This window comes from Meiothermus rufus DSM 22234, from assembly GCF_000423425.1.
Classification (GTDB): domain Bacteria; phylum Deinococcota; class Deinococci; order Deinococcales; family Thermaceae; genus Meiothermus; species Meiothermus rufus.
Map to the genome: position 1 here is coordinate 1 of NZ_AUHY01000060.1, position 16,420 is coordinate 16,420.

At 65.5% G+C, this 16,420-nt stretch carries 15 protein-coding genes and 1 pseudogene; 14 read left to right on the top strand and 2 right to left on the bottom strand.

What is annotated here, in order from left to right; translation table 11 throughout:
• The first annotated feature begins 314 nt into the window (after window positions 1-314).
• The 6 genes from G552_RS0110860 to G552_RS0110885 are packed head-to-tail and all read left to right on the top strand — an operon-like array spanning window position 315 to window position 5,697.
• Window positions 315-773, top strand: a complete 459-nt coding sequence (locus tag G552_RS0110860; RefSeq protein ID WP_027883062.1) for a GbsR/MarR family transcriptional regulator — start codon at window positions 315-317, stop codon at window positions 771-773.
• Window positions 774-775: 2 nt separating this feature from the next.
• Window positions 776-2,017, top strand: a complete 1,242-nt coding sequence (locus G552_RS0110865; protein ID WP_051195782.1) for an ABC transporter permease — start codon at window positions 776-778, stop codon at window positions 2,015-2,017.
• Between the two features lie 11 nt (window positions 2,018-2,028).
• The gene (locus G552_RS0110870) at window positions 2,029-2,757 is read left to right on the top strand and encodes an outer membrane lipoprotein-sorting protein (protein ID WP_027883064.1); all 729 of its coding nucleotides are present in this window, start codon (window positions 2,029-2,031) and stop codon (window positions 2,755-2,757) included.
• Window positions 2,758-2,814: 57 nt separating this feature from the next.
• Window positions 2,815-4,047, top strand: coding sequence for an ABC transporter permease (locus G552_RS0110875; protein ID WP_027883065.1), 1,233 nt, complete (start codon window positions 2,815-2,817; stop codon window positions 4,045-4,047).
• 13 nt (window positions 4,048-4,060) lie between these two features.
• Complete coding sequence (locus tag G552_RS0110880) at window positions 4,061-4,735, top strand: ABC transporter ATP-binding protein (protein WP_027883066.1); 675 nt, start codon at window positions 4,061-4,063, stop codon at window positions 4,733-4,735.
• A gap of 11 nt (window positions 4,736-4,746) precedes the next feature.
• Window positions 4,747-5,697: a hypothetical protein gene (locus G552_RS0110885; protein WP_245575177.1), complete on the top strand. Its 951-nt coding sequence runs from the start codon at window positions 4,747-4,749 to the stop codon at window positions 5,695-5,697.
• Here G552_RS0110885 and G552_RS0110890 read toward each other — a convergent pair.
• Window positions 5,694-7,832 (bottom strand): alpha-amylase family glycosyl hydrolase, encoded by a 2,139-nt coding sequence (locus G552_RS0110890; protein ID WP_027883068.1) that lies wholly within the window; start codon window positions 7,830-7,832, stop codon window positions 5,694-5,696. The genes G552_RS0110885 and G552_RS0110890 overlap by 4 nt on opposite strands.
• Before the next feature lie 92 nt (window positions 7,833-7,924).
• Here G552_RS0110890 and G552_RS0110895 point away from each other — a divergent pair, with 92 nt between their 5' ends.
• Genes G552_RS0110895 through G552_RS0110930 form a run of 8 tightly spaced genes read left to right on the top strand, consistent with a single transcriptional unit; the run spans window position 7,925 to window position 16,045 of the window.
• A complete protein-coding gene (locus G552_RS0110895; RefSeq protein WP_027883069.1) occupies window positions 7,925-8,977 on the top strand; it encodes an ABC transporter ATP-binding protein in 1,053 nt (350 codons plus the stop codon).
• Complete coding sequence (locus G552_RS0110900) at window positions 8,970-9,875, top strand: ABC transporter permease (protein WP_027883070.1); 906 nt, start codon at window positions 8,970-8,972, stop codon at window positions 9,873-9,875. Before G552_RS0110895 ends, G552_RS0110900 begins: the two co-directional genes overlap by 8 nt.
• 13 nt (window positions 9,876-9,888) lie before the next feature.
• Window positions 9,889-10,677 carry an ABC transporter permease gene (locus tag G552_RS0110905; RefSeq protein ID WP_027883071.1) on the top strand — a complete coding sequence of 263 codons (789 nt, stop codon included), beginning with the start codon at window positions 9,889-9,891 and terminating at the stop codon, window positions 10,675-10,677.
• Between the two features lie 35 nt (window positions 10,678-10,712).
• On the top strand, window positions 10,713-11,981 hold the full coding sequence (locus G552_RS0110910; protein WP_245575178.1) for a serine hydrolase domain-containing protein: 1,269 nt from the start codon (window positions 10,713-10,715) through the stop codon (window positions 11,979-11,981).
• A gap of 8 nt (window positions 11,982-11,989) precedes the next feature.
• Entirely contained in the window at window positions 11,990-13,342 is a 1,353-nt protein-coding gene (locus G552_RS0110915) for an aspartate aminotransferase family protein (RefSeq protein WP_027883073.1), read from the top strand.
• Between the two features lie 13 nt (window positions 13,343-13,355).
• Window positions 13,356-14,309, top strand: a complete 954-nt coding sequence (locus G552_RS0110920) for a threonine/serine dehydratase (protein WP_027883074.1) — start codon at window positions 13,356-13,358, stop codon at window positions 14,307-14,309.
• A gap of 52 nt (window positions 14,310-14,361) precedes the next feature.
• The gene (locus tag G552_RS0110925; protein WP_027883075.1) at window positions 14,362-15,390 is read left to right on the top strand and encodes an ABC transporter substrate-binding protein; all 1,029 of its coding nucleotides are present in this window, start codon (window positions 14,362-14,364) and stop codon (window positions 15,388-15,390) included.
• A gap of 1 nt (window position 15,391) precedes the next feature.
• Window positions 15,392-16,045: a GNAT family N-acetyltransferase gene (locus G552_RS0110930; RefSeq protein WP_027883076.1), complete on the top strand. Its 654-nt coding sequence runs from the start codon at window positions 15,392-15,394 to the stop codon at window positions 16,043-16,045.
• A 175-nt stretch (window positions 16,046-16,220) separates the two neighbouring features.
• Here G552_RS0110930 and G552_RS17090 read toward each other — a convergent pair.
• Window positions 16,221-16,420, bottom strand: a pseudogene (locus tag G552_RS17090) (hypothetical protein); the annotation flags it as partial.

Genomic DNA, 16,420 nt, shown 5'->3' on the forward strand with positions numbered 1-16,420 from the left:
TAGTCCAGGTCATCGCACTTCGGTGGGTTCATGGGCATCACCCCCTTTGGAGAAGCTTGGCTAAGCACTCTCCTCCTAGCACACAGAAGAATGTCCAGTCAACTGCAACTGCGTAACTCCTATGGGGTGTTGACCCTAACTGCCTAAGAGCGAAGAAAGCAAGACCAAAGCCATTCCCATCAGGACCCCAGCCAAGGTCTAGGCTTGGGGAAAGTCGAAAGCTGAAGGGGGCAAGCGTGGTGCTTTGGGCATCTGGCTTGTCTTTTATTTTGTTCAGTATTGACTAAACTATTTGAACTAACTAAACTTTGAACATGCCCGAAGAGCTGTTGCACTTCGTGGAGGAGTTCGCCCTAGCCTACGAGGGGGCTGGTCTGCCCCGCAGCGCCGGGCGCATCCTGGGTTGGCTTATGGTCTGCGACCCTCCCGAGCAGAACGCCGCTCAGCTAGCCCAGGTTCTGGGGGCCAGCAAAGCTTCCATCAGCACCATGACCCGGCTCTTGGTACAGATGCACCTGATCGAGCGGGTGCCCAGGCGGGGCTCGCGGCAGGCCTACTTCCGCATTCGGCCTGGCACCTGGAGCGAGCGGGTACGGCAGGGTCTGGCTGGGCTCAGCCTCTACAAAAATCTGGCCGAGAAAGGCCTAAAGCTGCTGGAGAAGGCACCGCCAGCGCAGCGGCAACGACTAGAGGAGATGCGCGATCTATACGCCTTTTTCGAGGAGGAGCTACAAGGGCTTTTCGAGCGTTACCAGCGTCGGAAAGGGGCTTAGGGATGCAAACCGCACCTCCAAGTGCTACGCTGGCTGTCCTGGCTCGGCTGGCCTGGCGCAACCTCTGGCGGCACCGGCGCCGCACGGGGTTGTTGGTGCTGGTCGTGGCCTATGCCACCCTCACCACCGTTTTGTTTTGGGGGATGCAGGATGGGTTTACCCTTTCGCTTCAGACCGGCAATGCTCGCTTTCTTAGTGCTCCTGCCCTGATTGCCACGCAAGCCTACTTCGAAGACCCTGACCCTGAGCACGGCCTGCCCAGCCTGGACTTTCTGCCCCGGATAGCAGCCCAACCGGGGGTACGCGCGGCTGCCTTGCGCCTGGAGTTTCCTGCCCTGATTCGCTCGGCCTACACCGCCGAGGGGGTGCGGGTTCGGGGGGTAGACCCCGCCCTCGAGCCCCAGGTGAGCCATATCCCCACCGCCATTCGCGCAGGTCGCATGCTGGCCAAGCGTGGCGAGGTGGTGCTGGGCCAACAGCTGGCCGAGCGGCTGGACGTGCGGCTGGGCGAGCGGGTGGTGCTGGATACCTCGGCGCTGGCAGGGCCGCAGGCCCTGGGGCTGCAAGTGGTAGGGCTGGTGCACTCCGGCATCGCCGCGGTTGACCGGGGGGTAGTGCTGGTGCACCTCGAGGATGCTCGCTCTCTCACCGGTCTCTCCACCGCGACTGGGGTGGCCCTGGACCTGCCCCGCGGCCAGGAGGCCCACCTGGCCGCAGCCCTGCAAGCCCTGCTGCCGCCCGACCTACGAGCCTACGACCTGACCCGGCTTTTAGGTGGGCTTTCTGCTGCCATCGGCACCAAGCAAAGCTCTACTTTTTTCATCGGGCTGATTTTTTCCCTGTTTGCTGCTCTGGCTGTCACCAGCACCGTACTGGTGAGCGTACTCGAGCGCACCCGCGAGTTTGGCATGATGGCTGCTTTGGGTCTGAGGCCCGGCGGCCTGGCTTTGCTGGTCACGCTGGAGACGGTCTTTGCCACCAGCTTGGGCTGGGTGCTGGGGCTGGTGCTGGGCTATGGGCTCAACTTTTGGATGGCCACCCAGAACGTGCTGGGGCCTATCTTTGCCAGCTACGGGGCCGCCTGGGAAATCCTGGGCACCGGCAACGAAATCTACACCGCCCAAAGCCCCCTCTACGCCCTCTATGCGGCCCTGACCATTGCCCTGGCCACCTTCTTCTCCATTCTGATTCCGGCCCGGCGGGTGCTGGCCCTCAAGCCCACCGAGGCCATGCGAACCGAGTGAAGGGAGGCAGTATGAGTCCACGAATCCTCTTGCTTGGTCTGCTCTGCTTTAGCCTGAGCAGCGCCGCCACCGACCCCCAGGCCGTGCTCAGGGCCATTGTGGACAACCAGCGGGGCGGCAGCGTGCGGGCCACCCTGACCCTGAGCGTGATCCGCCCCGAGCGGCAGACCCAGTACGTATTAGAGGTGGTCTCGGATGGCCTCGAGCGGGCCTTGATCCGGGTTCAGGCCCCACCCCGCGAGGCTGGGCAGGCCTTCTTGCGGGTAGGCGATAACCTTCAGCTCTACAACCCCACCCTCAAGCGGGTCTTGCGGCTGCCCCCCAGTGGACGCAGCGATAGCTTTCTGGGCTCCGACCTCTCCTACAGCGACCTGAGCGGGCGCGACCTCGAGCAAGACTACATTCCCAGGGTGGTGGCCGAGGACGATGGGCGCATCGCCCTCGAGCTCACCCCAAAGCCCCAGGCCCCCACCCCTTACGGCAAAATTGTGCTGCAAGCCAGCAAGCCCGGCCTGGTGCCCCAGGAGGTGATCTACTACGACCAGCGCGGCCAGGCGGTTCGCAAGATTACCTTTGCCCGGTTTGCGCAGGTGAACGGGCGCAGCTTCCCCACCCAGACCTCGGTGGAGGATTTGCTACGTTCGGGCTACCGCACCAGCCTGGTCTACAGCAACTACCGCTTTGGCATTCCCATCCCCGAAAACTGCTTCACGGTGCGGGCCCTGGAGGCTGGCTGCTAGAGTCTGGCTCCCATGAGATAGCCAGGGACAAGCCCGCCAACCTAAAGCGAGGTACGCATGTTCAACCTCTTCAGCCTTTCCTGGCGCAACATCTGGCGACACCGCGGGCGCAGCCTGTTGACTGCGGGTGCAGTGGGACTGGCAGTTTTTTTTACGCTGTTTTACCTGAGCTTCCTGGGAGCGATGGAAAACAGCATCTACAACAACCTCACTGCCTCGGTAGGGCACCTGCAGGTGCGGGTCGAGGGCTACCGCGAAAAACGCGAGTTCCGCGACCTGCTCATTCCGGGTGTGGCCCAGGTAGAGGCCCGACTGGCTGCCCAGACCCAGGCCCAGTGGGTGGTGGCCCTCGAGGTTCCCGCGCTGGTGGCGGGCGAGACCCGCTCGAGGGGGGTTTTGCTAATCGGCGACCGGCGCCCTGCTGCCCTGCGCGAAGCCTTCGCTAAGCAATACCTGGCCGAAGGGCAGTTGCCAGAAGCAGACGACCTGGAAGGCATTGCACTGGGCGCTTCACTGGCCCGGGCCCTCAGGCTGAAGCTGGGTGACCCGGTCTACGTCTATGCGCCGGGCACCGAAGGAAGAGGGGCGGGGGCCTACCGGCTGGTGGGGCTCTTGCGCTTTCCCGAGGCTGCCCAAGAGGCCCGAAGTGCCTATCTTTCGCTGGCCGCCGCACAGGAGCTGGCCGCACCGGGGGGGGCTACCCGCATCGAGCTGCACTTCCCCTTCACCCGCTATAGCCAGGACGCCCAACTCGCGGTCGTTCAACCCCAGCTTGCGGCCAGCCTGGGGCCCGGCCTGAGCGTGGAAAGCTGGCGCGAGGCCAGCCCGGCCATCGCGCAGATTTTTGCGCTGCTTACCCCGCTGGTGCTGATCTTTGCCGCCATCTTTTTTGGCCTGGCCGGACTGCTGGTGGTCAATACCATCTATCTGGGTTTGCTCGAGCGCACCCGCGAGCTAGGGGTGATGGTGGCCCTGGGGGCAGGCCCGGCCCAGGTGGCCCGGATGGTGGTGTTGGAGAGCCTGCTGCTGTGCTCGAGCGGGGCGGTGGTAGGGGGCGCACTGGGCCTTCTCACCATTGCCGCGCTTTCCGGAGGGTTTTCCCTCGAGGCCCTGTATGGCCCGGTAGGCAGCGAGTTCGGCCTGCCCTCGGTGGTCTACCTGAGCCTGCGGGCCTGGGATATTCCCATCACCCTGGGCTTTGCCCTGGCTACCGGGCTTCTGGCCGCCTGGTGGCCGGCCCGGGTCGCAGCCCGCCTGGAACCCGTGGAGGCCATGCGCTTTACCGCTTGAGACGAGGTAGCCTATGCAACCCCTTTTGCAAACCAAACAGCTCACCAAGGTCTACCGGGTAGACGCCATCGAGACCCCAGCCCTGCGGGGGGTGAACCTGGAGATATACCCCGGCGAGTTTACCGCCCTGGCCGGGCCCTCGGGCAGCGGCAAGAGCACCTTGCTGTACCTGATGGGCGGCCTGGACAAGCCCACTGCGGGCGAGGTCTGGCTGGGTGGGCAGCGCATTGATGGTCTTTCCAAAGCGCAGCTAGCCCAACTGCGGCTGTGGCAGGTGGGCTTTGTGTTTCAGGCCTACAACCTGATTCCGGTACTCACCGCGCTGGAGAACGCAGCCTTCGTGCTCGAGCTACGCGGCGAGCCCCGCGAAGTGCGCGAGGCCAAAGCCCTGGAGGCTCTGCAAGTTTTGGGCATGCAAGACTATGCCCACCGCCGGCCCAACCAGCTTTCCGGTGGGCAGCAGCAACGGGTGGCGGTGGCCCGGGCCCTGGCCGCCCGGCCCAAGATCATCCTGGCCGACGAGCCGACCGCCAACCTCGACTCCAAAACCGGCCTGGCCCTGATCGAGCACATGCGAAGCCTCAACCGCGAGCAGGGCATTACTTTTGTCTTCAGCACCCATGACCCCCGGCTGCTGGAGCGGGTAGACCGCATCGTGCGGCTCGAGGACGGGCAGATTGCCGCCTGAGGGGGTAAGGTGTGCGAAGCCCAGTGCGCAGGATCAGCCCATGGTTCATTGCCCTGGGGCTGTGGGTAGCAGCCGGGTGGTTGCAGCCGGTTTGGGCACAAAACCTAAAGACCCGGCTCGAGCTTCGCTTCACCACGGCCCTTGCCATCAGTAACTTGCCGCTGGGCGCGAGCTGGGGCCTTGGGGCCCGCCTCGAGGCCCGCTACGACCTCGACCCCCTGCGCTTTTACCTGGTGCTGGAACCGGGGGTGAACTTTGCCAGACCGGTCATTACCGATGCCGGGCTGACCGAGCTGTACCTGCTCTACCGCCAGGGCGAGCTGGATCTGAGCGCAGGGCTGGAGCGGCTGCCCCTCGAGGTTGCCCGCCTCAGCCTGCCCTACAGCCTCGAGCCCCTCAGCCCCCTGGGCACCCGCCAGGGCCGCTGGGGGGCCAGGGTGGGCTGGAACCCCGAGGCCACCCGGGTGCGGCTGGCCGTTCTGGAGGATGCGGGCCGTCTGGTGCCGATCCTGAGCCTGCGGCGGGAGTTTGCCGAGTTTGAACTGGAGGCCCACGCCCTCCACCCCGCCCAATGGGTGGTGGGCCTGGGGGGGAGCGGTACTGTGGCGGGGGTGGTGGTCTATGGGGAGGGCTGGCTGTTTTTGAACCCCCTCGAGGCCCGCTATGCCCTGGGCCTGAGCGGCCTCCTGGGCGAGGGCCTGTGGACCCTCGAGGGGGGCTACGCCACCCTGCCCTTTCGGCCTGCCAGCCTTTTCCTGGCGGGGCAGTGGGCTATGCCCCAGGGGGAGGAGGCCCGCTGGAGCCTGAGCGCCTACCTGCTGCCGGACAACCCGTGGCAGGCCCAGCTTAGCGCCAGCTACGCCTACACCCTCCCCAACGCCGAGCTAAGCGCCAGCCTGGCGCTCTTGGGCCCCCAGCCCTGGGCTTTGGTTCTCCGCCTGGCCCTGCGGGGCTTTCCCTAGGGCACCCGTTCCAGGTAGCGCCACCCCAGGCCGGCCAGGCTGAGTTTGCCCTGGTAGACCCGCCCCTCCACCACGTCGCGCCACCGGCCCTCCGGCAGGGGTAAGGAGGCCGTTTCCAGGCTGTTGTTGAAGGCGGCCAGCAGCTCCCCCACCCCCGGCTCCCCGCGCAGGAAGGCCAGAAGGGGCCCCTCGCCTAAGTGGGTGCGGAAGACCGGGCTTTTGAGCGCGGCCAGTTGCCCCCGCAGGCGGCCCAAAAGCTGGAAGTGGGCCAGGGTACTCCGGTCGCAGCGCGCCCACTGCAAGGGGTAGCGGTACAGCTCGTTCACCGGCCACTGCCCCCGCTCGCCGGTAAAGCCGCACTCGTCGCCCTGAAAGATCACCGAGGCCCCCGGCAGGGCATAGAGCACAGCCATGGCCAGCCGCAGCCGGGCCAGGGCCTCGAGGCTGGGCCTATCGCCCAGGCCGCCCCCGCCCAGGTCGGTCAGGACGCGTGGGGTATCGTGTGAGCCAATCAGGTTGAAGCCCATCGCCGCTACCGCCTCGGGGTAAAGGGCGTAGACCCTGGCCAGCTCGCCCAATGCCCGCCGCCCGTTCTGCAAGGGGCCGCCCCGGGCAAAGCCCAGCACCCCGCCAAAGGCCGGGGGCGAACCCCCACGCCCTACGCTGTAGTTCATCAGCGAGTCGAACTGGTCGCCCTGCACATACTGCGGGCGCACATCCCAGACCTCGCCCACCAGATACACCTCGGGCTTTAGCGCCTTGAGGGCTGCCCGCCACTTCTGCACGAACTCGGTGGAGATTTCGTTGGCCACATCCACCCGAATCCCGTCGAAGCCGAAGTTCAACCAGAAGCGCGAGACCCGGATCAGGTAGTCCTGCACCTCGGGGTTAGCAGTGTTGAGCTTGGGCAGGCTGCCTAGGTCGGCCCAGCCCACATAGGCCCGCCCATCGCCTGGGGTAAAGGGCCACTGGCGGATGAAATACCAGTTCCAGTAGCGCGATTTGGGGCCGTTTTTCACCACGTCCTGGAAGGCCCAGTGCCCCAGGCCGGTGTGATTGGGCACGAAGTCGAAGATGGCCCGGATGCCCTGGCGCTTTAGCTCGGCCAGCACCCGCTTCAAAAGGGCATTGTCGCCGAACTTGGGCGAGACCCGCACGTAGTCGTGGGTGTCGTAGCCGTGGGCCGAACCAGCGTCGAAGAGGGGGTTGAAGTAGACCAGGTTCACCCCCAGCCCGCGCAGGTGCGGCAGGCGCTGCAACACCCCGGCCAGGTCGCCGCCGTAGTACTGCTGGCAGCAGTGGTACTCGCCGGGGGGGTCGCTCCAGCGCGAGAGGTAGGGCCGCCGGCCCTGCCAGGTACGGTCGAAGCGGGCCTGCGAGGTTTCCAGGGCTCGGTGGTCGTTGCTGGGGTCGCCGTTCCAGAAGCGGTCGGGAAAAATCTGGTAGCCTACCCGCCCCGCCACCCAGTCCACCGCCCGGAGAACCTTAGCGGGCACCTCGAAGGGGCCAAAGGTCTGTTCCTGCCCCTCTTTATCCACAACCCGAATGCGGTAGGTGCGCACCGTAAGCGGCAGCGCGGCCCGCCAGACTTCCCCCTCCGGGGTGGTCAGCTGCAAGGCCATGGGGTAGGCCTGCTCCGCCTGCAAGACCGCGCTACGGATGCGGCCCTGGGGTACCTGGAAGCGCACCGATAAGCGCCCGGCGGCCTGCGAAACGAACTGGGGCGTATTGGGGTCGTGCTCGAGGGCCAGCCCGGCCTCCGCGGGAGGGGCCTCGGCCAGCCGCCCAATCTCCCTAATGGCGTTCTGCCCGCCCTGGCCGTCGTCGGTGCAGCCCTCGGCCTCGGCGTCGACCTGGGGGGTGCCGAAGGTCTCGTCCTCGCACATGTTTTGCGGCCACTGCCCGTTGATGAAGTACTTGTACTGCACCACCCCTGGCGGCAGGGCCACGGTAACCTGCCAGACCCCCTCCTCGGTTTTTTGCATGGGCAGCTCGGCCCAATCGTTGAAGCTTCCCCGCAGACTCACCGAGCGCACCTCGAGGGCCATAGGGGGGTCGTAGGTAAAGGTAACGGGGATATTCTGTTGGGCCAGCGAGAAGCCCAGCAGCAGCCACAGCCCTATCCAGTGCTTCAACCTGTGCACGCCTTGCCTCCCGAAGCTACCTTTAGTCTACAAAGGGGGAAGCTGTGCAGGGCCCCGCAGATTTTGGTAGGCTACCTGCAAGCATGGTAGCTGCACCAGCGCGGGTAGCCGAGGGCACCCTTTCCTTGCAAAGTATCGTCAAGCGTTTCGGCGAGGTCACCGCTTTGGCTGGGGTCAGCCTGGAGATTCGCACAGGGGAATTTTTTACCCTTTTGGGTCCCTCAGGTTGTGGCAAAACCACTCTGCTGCGCATCATTGCGGGCCTCGAGGTGCCCAGCGAGGGCCGGGTGGTGCTTCTGGGGCGGGACATCACCACCCTGCCGGCCAACCAGCGCCCGGTCAACACGGTCTTCCAGAGCTACGCGCTGTTTCCCCACCTTTCCGTGTGGGAAAACATCGCCTTCGGGCTCAAAAGCCGGCGTATGGACAAGGCCGAGGTGGAGCGGCGGGTGGGCTATGGCCTGCGGATGCTCCAGCTCGAGCCCTTGGCCCAGCGCCTACCCCACCAGCTTTCCGGAGGACAGAAGCAGCGGGTGGCTCTGGCCCGGGCCTTGGTCAACGAACCGCAGGTGCTTTTGCTGGACGAGCCCATGAGCGCCCTGGACGCCAAACTCCGCGCCGAGGTGCAGGTGCAGCTTCGGCGGTTGCAGCAGCAACTGGGCCTGACCTTTATCCTGGTGACCCACGACCAAGACGAGGCCATGGCGGTTTCCGACCGCATCGCCCTGATGCGGATGGGCCAGCTCGAGCAGGTCGGCACCCCCGAGGAGGTCTACGAACGCCCCCGCACCCGCTACGCCGCCGAGTTTCTGGGCGCGGCCAACCTTATCCAGGGCCAGCGAATACCCATGGGCCTCGAGACCGCCTTAGGCAGGCTGGCCCTAGGCCAGACCCCTCCCTGGGACCAGGGGTACGTGGCCATCCGGCCCGAACGGGTGCGGCTCTCCCAGCTCGAGCCGCGGCAGAACGGCCTCAGGGTGCGGGTACGTGAGGTGGTCTACCGGGGGGCTTACCAGGAGGTCTGGCTCGAGCCCGGCAGCCTCCGCGTGCGTGCGGCCCCCCACCCTACTCTCCACGCCGGACAGGAACTCTGGGCCGAGCTGCCTACGGAAGCGCTGGTGGTGCTCGATGAATAGGCGGGTGGTCTGGTTCGGCGAACTCACCACCCCCGCCAGGCTCTACCGACGGGGGCTGTGGCTTTTGCTGCCGGCGGTGGTCTGGATTCTGGGGCTCTTGGTCATCCCAGGGCTTTCGCTGGTCGCCCTCTCCTTTGCCGAGCGGGGGCCCTATGGCGAGGTGGTCTGGAACTTCAGCCTGGAAAACTATGCCCGCTTGCTGGGGTATGGGCTATTTGGCTGGAGCCCCGATACCCTCTTCATCCTGCTCAGAAGCCTCTGGGTGGCCTTCGTCACCACCCTGGTCTGCATCGTGCTGGCCTATCCGCTGGCCTTTTTCATTGCTACCCGCCCGCCCCGCACCCGCTACCTCTGGCTGGCGCTGGTGATTATCCCCTTCTGGACCAACCTAGTTATCCGCACCTACGCCTGGCAGATGCTGCTTTCCCCCGATTTTCCCTTGGCCAAACTGGCCCAGACCCTGGGCCTTCTGGCGCCCGAGGCCGGCCTGTACCCCAGCCCCCTGGCGGTCTATATCGGCATGATTACTGCTTTTCTACCCTTCGTGGTGCTGCCTTTGTTCTCTTCGCTCGAGCGGATGGACCATAGCCTGGTGGAGGCTGCCCAGGACCTCTACGCCAGCCGTGTCCGTACCTTCTTCCAGGCCATCTGGCCCCAGACCCTGCCGGGCCTCACGGTGGGCATCATCCTGACCTTTATCCCAGCCATGGGCATGTTCGTCATCCCCGACCTGCTGGGCGGGGCCAAATACCTGCTGGTAGGCAACCTGATCCAGCAGCAGTTCTTTGCCAGCCGCGACTGGCCTTTCGGCGCGGCGGTCAGCCTGGGCTTGATGGTCATGACCCTGTTCGGGCTGGCCCTCTACCGCCGTCGAGGGAAGGACGTGGATCTGGTATGACCGGAGGCTGCCTATGCGCCTGAACCCCTGGGTCGGCCTTGCGGCCATGGCCACCCTGGCCTTTTTGTACCTGCCCATGCTGGCGGTGGCAGTGCTCTCCTTCAACAAGACCCGCTATGGCCTGCAATGGACGGGGTTTACCTGGGACTGGTACGTGCGGCTGTTGAACAACCCGGATATCCTCGAGGCTGCCCGCAACACCTTCGTGCTGGCCGCCCTTTCCACCCTGGTGGCCACGCTGCTGGGGACGCTTTTTGCCCTGGCCCTGGGGCGCTATCCTTGGCCGCGCAAAAGCCAGGGCTTGCTGGAAAACCTCCTCTACTTGCCGGTGGTCACGCCGGACATCATCTTTGCGGTGGCCCTGGTGGTGGCCTTTGGGGCTTTTCGCACCGTCTCCAGCCTCTTTGAGCCGGGCCTTTTCACCATGATTCTGGGCCACATCACCTTCCAGATCGCCTTTGTGGCCCTCACCGTGCGCAGCCGTCTCAAAAGCCTGGGCCACGACCTCGACGAGGCCGCCCGCGACCTCTACGCCAGCTATGGCTACTATCTGCGCCGGGTCTTGCTGCCCCTTTTGATGCCGGGCATCGTGGCTGGGGCCATGCTGGCCTTTACCCTCTCGCTTGACGATTTCGTCATCAGCTTCTTCACCGCGGGCCCCACCTCCCAGACCCTGCCCCTTTTGATCTACGCTTCGGTGCGGCGGGGGGTCGCCCCGGAAATCCACGCCCTCTCCACGCTGATCTTTTTGGTCACGGTGCTGCTGGTGCTGGCCTCCGAGCGCCTGACCCGCCGTGGGTAGGGGTGTATCCCGTCTCATAACTACCGGCCATCTCCTTGCAGAGCCTCGAGGTGTACCTGGAAGCCTTGCTCCACGACCCCCAGCACCCCATCCCCAGCCTTCAGGTGGCAGTGGTGCGGGCTGGGGAAATTGTCTATTCGGAGTCGTTCGGGCAGCGCTACCTGCACCCCCACGACCCCAACCAAAACCTGCCTGTTGACAACCAGACCCGCTTCCGGGTGGCCTCCATCTCCAAGCTGGTGGTGGCACTGGGGGTGATGAAGCTGGTGGAGCAAGGGAAGATAGAGCTGGATGCCGACGTAAGCCTTTACCTGGGCTTTCCCCTGCGCAACCCGGCCTTTCCCGAGGTGCCCATCCGGGTGCGGCACCTGCTTTGCCACACCTCCTCCCTCTGCGACGGCAGCCGGTACGCCCTTCCCAGCCCCTACACCCTGCAGGACTTCTTTCACCCCCAAGGGCGCTTTTTTGAGGGCGGGGCCCACTTCGACCCCCGCCATGCCCCGGGCACCTATGCCCAGTATGCCAACCTCAATACGGGTGTTCTGGGCACCCTAATGGAATGCGTAGCGGGCCAGCGTTTCGATGTGTTCATGGAACAGGAGGTGCTGCGGCCTTTGGGCATGGAGGGCGGGTTCAACGTGAGTCGGTTCTCCCCGGAGCAGGTCGGCAATCTGGCCGTACTGTACCGCAAGCAAACCGGCGGGGAGTGGAACCCGGCGGGCCCTTGGGTCGCGCAGGTGGACGATTATGGCGGCGTTGTACCCCCTGGCCCTATGGTGCAGGACCCCGATAGGCCCGACAACCGTTTTGTGGTCGTGGATTTGAGCACCTACCGGCTGGGCAGCAACGCTACTTTTTTCTCGCCCCAGGGGGGCCTCAGGGCTTCGGCCCTGGAGCTAGCCCGGGTGGCGTTGCTGTTTATGAACCAGGGCCGGGTTGGGGAAGTGCAGTTTTTGAAGCCGCAGACGCTCGAGCAAATGACGCAGCCGCAATGGACCTGGGATGGCCACAACGGCGACACCCTGCAGGGGCAGGCCCTGAGCTGGGGCCTGGGGGTGTGGCGCTTTACCAACCGGCCTGGCCAGGACTGCCCCGTCAGGGGCTACCCCCGCCCCTGGTTTGGCCATCTAGGCGATGCTTACGGCCTGTTGAGTGGGCTATTGTTCGACCTAGAGGAAAAGAACGCCCTCATCTACATTGTCGGCGGGCAGGGCGGCGACCCGGCCACCTACCCCGGCCTCTACTCGGCTTACACCCGCTGGGGAGAAGAGGTTCTAACCGCCCTGGCCAGCCTGCTAGACTGAGGGCAGTTATGCCCTACATCCAGCTCAAAACCCCCATCCCCGGCCCCCAAAGCCAGGCCCTCCAGGCCCGCCGCGCCGCTGCCGTGAGCGGGGCTTTGGCCCAGGCCAACCCCATCGCGGTGCGCAAGGCCCATGGCTCGCTGGTCGAGGACGTGGACGGCAACACCTTTATTGACCTGGCTGGCGGCATCGGGGCGCTGGCGGTGGGGCACACCCCCCAAGGCGTGGTGGAAGCCATCAAAGCCCAGGCCGACGAGCTGATTCACATGTGCAGCATCGTGGCCAACTACGAGCCCTACGTGGCCCTGTGCGAGAGGCTCAACCATCTCACCCCCGGAAGTTTTCCCAAAAAGACCCTGCTCAGCAGCGGCGGGGCCGAGGCGGTGGAGAACGCCGTCAAGCTGGCCCGCCGCTACACCGGACGCCCGGGGATTCTCGTCTTCGAGGGGGCCTACCACGGGCGCTCCAACCTGACCATGGCCATGACCAGCAAGTGGGGCCTGTTCAAAAAGGGCTTTGGCCCCTTCGCCCCCGAGGTCTACCGCCTGCCGCTGCCCAACCTCTACCGCACCCCCGAGGGCATGACCCCTGAGCAGTATGTGAACTGGTGCTGCTGGAACCTGGAAAACGCCCTGACCGCCCACATCGACCCCTCGGCTCTGGCCGCCATTGTGATTGAGCCGGTGATAGGGGAGGGGGGCTTTATCCCGGTGCCGCACCGCTTTTTGCGCAAAATCCGCGAGGTCTGTGACGCTGCGGGCGCAGTGATGATTGCCGACGAGATACAGTCTGGCTCGGGGCGCACCGGCCGGCTCTGGGCCATCGAGCACAGCGGGGTGGTTCCCGACCTCCTCATCTCGGCCAAGAGCCTGGGGGCCGGGATGCCCATCAGCGCGGTCACGGGCCGGGCGGAAATTCTGGATAGCCCCCACGTGGGCGGGGTGGGCAGCACCTACGGTGGCAACCCCCTGGCCTGCGCGGCGGCCTTAGAGGCCCTGGCGATTCTGACCTCGCCCGGCTTTTTGCAGCAAGCCCAGCGGATCGAGGGCATGGTGCGGGAGACCTTCGAGCCCCTGAAGGCCGAGGTTCCCGCCTTGGGCGATGTGCGCGGGGTGGGGGCCATGATGGCCCTCGAGTTCGTTAGAGACCCCAAAAGCAAAGAACCCTGGCCGGAGTTCGCCATGGAGACCATCCGGCGGGCCTCCCAGCGGGGGGTGATCCTGATCCGGGCCGGGCTTTACACCAACTGTATCCGCTTCCTGCCGGCGCTGGACATCCCAGAGGACATGCTGCGCGAGGCTTTGGGGGTGGTGGCCGGGGCCATGCGCGAGACCCACCAGGCGCTGGCGGTGGGAGCCTGAGCGGCCCAGGCCCATGAACCTGCCCCAAGCCATCCGGCAAGCCCACACCCGCCTGCAGCCGCACGTGCGCCAGACCCCACTGGAGCACTCGCTGGCCCTTTCCCAGGCCAGCGGGGCCGAGGTTTGGCTCAAGCTGGAAAACCTCCAGCACACCGGCTCCTTCAAGGTGCGGGGGGCCCTGAACAAGCTGCTCTCCCTCGGCGCCGAGCAGCTGGAAAAAGGCGTGGTCGCAGCCAGCAGCGGCAACCACGGGGCGGGGGTGGCCTTCGGGCTGGCCAGGCTGGGGGCCAAGGGGGTGGTGTTCGTACCGGAAGGGGCCAGCCCGACCAAACTCGAGGCCATCCGGCGCTACGGGGCCGAGGTGCGGGTCTTTGGGCAAAGCGGGGACGATACCGAGGCCTACGCGCGGCGCTACGCCGAGGCCCACGGCCTGGTGTATATCTCGCCCTACAACGACCTAGAGGTCATCGCCGGGCAGGGCACCCTTGGGGTGGAGATGGTGCAGCAGATGGGCGGCCCGCCAGACGCGGTGTTCGTAACCGTGGGGGGTGGCGGTTTGGTTTCGGGCCTGGCCGCGTACCTCAAAGCGGTGAGCCCCGGCACAAAAATTATCGGCTGCCAGCCGGAAAACGATGCGGCCATGTGGGCCTCGGTGCGGGCCGGGAAGGTTGTGACTGTCGAGGCCAAGCCCACCCTCTCCGACGGGAGCGCGGGGGGCCTCGAGCCCGGCAGCATCACCCTAAAGCTCTGCCAGCGCCTGGTGGACGACTGGGTGCTGGTGAGCGAGGAGGCAATTGCCGCGGCCATGCGGCTTTTTATCGAAACCCAGCACCAGCTTCTGGAAGGGGCAGCGGGGGTGGCCCTGGCGGCCTTCCTGCAACAATCGCGGGCCTACCGGGGGCAGCGGGTAGGGGTGGTCATCTGTGGGGCCAATATCGGCCTGGATACCCTTCGCCGGGTTCTTTAGTTGCAACCCAAACCCAGGCGCGGTATCTTGACGGCACCCTTTAGGAGCGCCTATGAGACACCTCTTTGCCCTGGTCGTGCTGGCCGGCCTGGCCCTGGCCCAAAGCGGAACCCTCCAGGTCTATACCTGGACCGACTACATCGACCCGGCCCTGGTGGCCGAGTTCGAGAAGCAGACCGGGATCAGGGTTCGCCTCACCTACTACGAGTCCAACGAGGAGATGCAGGCCAAACTGCAGGCCGGTGGGGTGAGCCAGTTCGACATCGTGGTGCCTTCGGACTTTATCGTGCCGGTGCTGATTAATCTGAAGCTGTTGCAGCCTTTGGACAAGAGCAAGATTCCCAACCTGAACAACCTCGAGCCCAGGTTCACTAACCCCCCCTTCGACCCCGGCAACCGTTACACCGTGGGCTATTTGTGGGGCACGGTGGGCCTGATGTACCGCACCGACGTCTTCCCTACCCCGCCCGCCTCCTGGGCGGTGCTCTTCGACCCGCGCCAGCAGAAGGGGGCCTTCACCCTCATGGACTCGCCCCGCGAAATGCTGGGCATCGCCTTGCGCTATGTGGGGCAGTCGGTCAACACCACCCAGCCCGCCGAGGTGAAGAAGGCCCTCGAGGCCCTCCTAACCGCCAAGCGCAGCCGCAACTTTAAGGGCTTCCAGGGTGGGGTCTCGGCCACCAACCTGCTGCTGGGGGGCCAGGTGGTGGCCGCGGTGGTCTACAACCAGGACGCCCTGCGGGCGGCGGCGGGCAACCCGCGCTACGGCTTCACCATCCCCAAGGAGGGCAGCACGCTCTTTATTGATAACCTGGCCATCCCGGCCAAAGCCCCCAACCCGGCGGCGGCCCACCGCTTCATCAACTTCATCCTCGAGGCCCGGGTAGGGGCCCGCCTGGCCGAGTACCAGCAGTCGGCCACCCCCAACGCTGCGGCCAAGAAACTGCTCAAGCCGGAGATGCTCAAAAACCCGGCCATCTGGCCCACCGAGGCCCAGATGCGGGTGCTGGAGTTCATCCTGGACCAGGGGCGCAACAACCGCATCTTCGACGAAGCCTGGACCCAGGCCAAAAGCCGTTGAGATGAAGCCCCTTCTCTCCAGCCCCGATGGTCGCTTTGCCGTGGTGCAGTCCGAGCCCTGGATGGCCCCGGCCCTGGAGGCCATCCAGCGGGCCTCCTTTCCCTCGCTGGCCCCGGAGGAGCTGATCTCTGCCGAGCACTACGCCGCCCATATGCGGGTGTTTCCCGAGGGCCAGCACGCGGTGGTGGAGCAGGATAGCGGCCAGGTGGTGGCCTGCTCCACCGATTTGCGCACCCGCATAGACTTTAGCCACTACCAGCACAAATACCTCGAGGCCGTGGGGGGCAACTGGCTCTCCACCCACGACCCCCAGGGCGACTGGCTCTACGGGGCCGATATCGGCGTCCACCCCGACTACCGCGGCCTGGGGCTATCCACCCTGCTCTACACCGCGCGGCAGAACCTGGTGCGCCGGTTGGGCCTGCGCGGCCACGTGGCGGGGGCCATGCCCAAGGGCTACGCCCCCTACCAGCGCGATATGCCCATCGAGGCCTACGTGGCCCGGGTGGTGCGGGGCGAGATGTTCGACCCGGTGCTCTCCATCCAGCTCAGGCGCGGCTACAACGTCTGGGGCATTATCCCCGACTACCTCAACGACCCCAGTTGCGGCAACTATGGGGTGTTTATCGTCTGGCGCAACCCCGAGTGGCGGTAGGGGTTCATCGGTTGCGCAGCTCTTCGATTACGATGAAGGCTATGAGGGGGGGCTCGAGGCTGGCGTGGGATATCATTTTAGAGGCTGTCGTAAAAGCCCTCCACGAGAGGCTACGCGGCCCTGGCCAGCCGCTTCACCAGTAAGCGTATCATGCTCAAATACATCCAGGCTTCCCCTACCTCAGGATGGTACTCGTAATCCTTCCCCAACCGTCGGTTCCGCCCCAGCCAGGCAAAGGTCCTTTCACCACCCACCGCTTGGGCAAAGGCTTGAACCCACTCTCCCGCGGAATCTCCGGCGTCTCCTCTCCTTCCCGCACCCAGACCCCTCGCACCCCCGCGTAGGGACGAGCCACCACCTCCATCTCCAACCCCA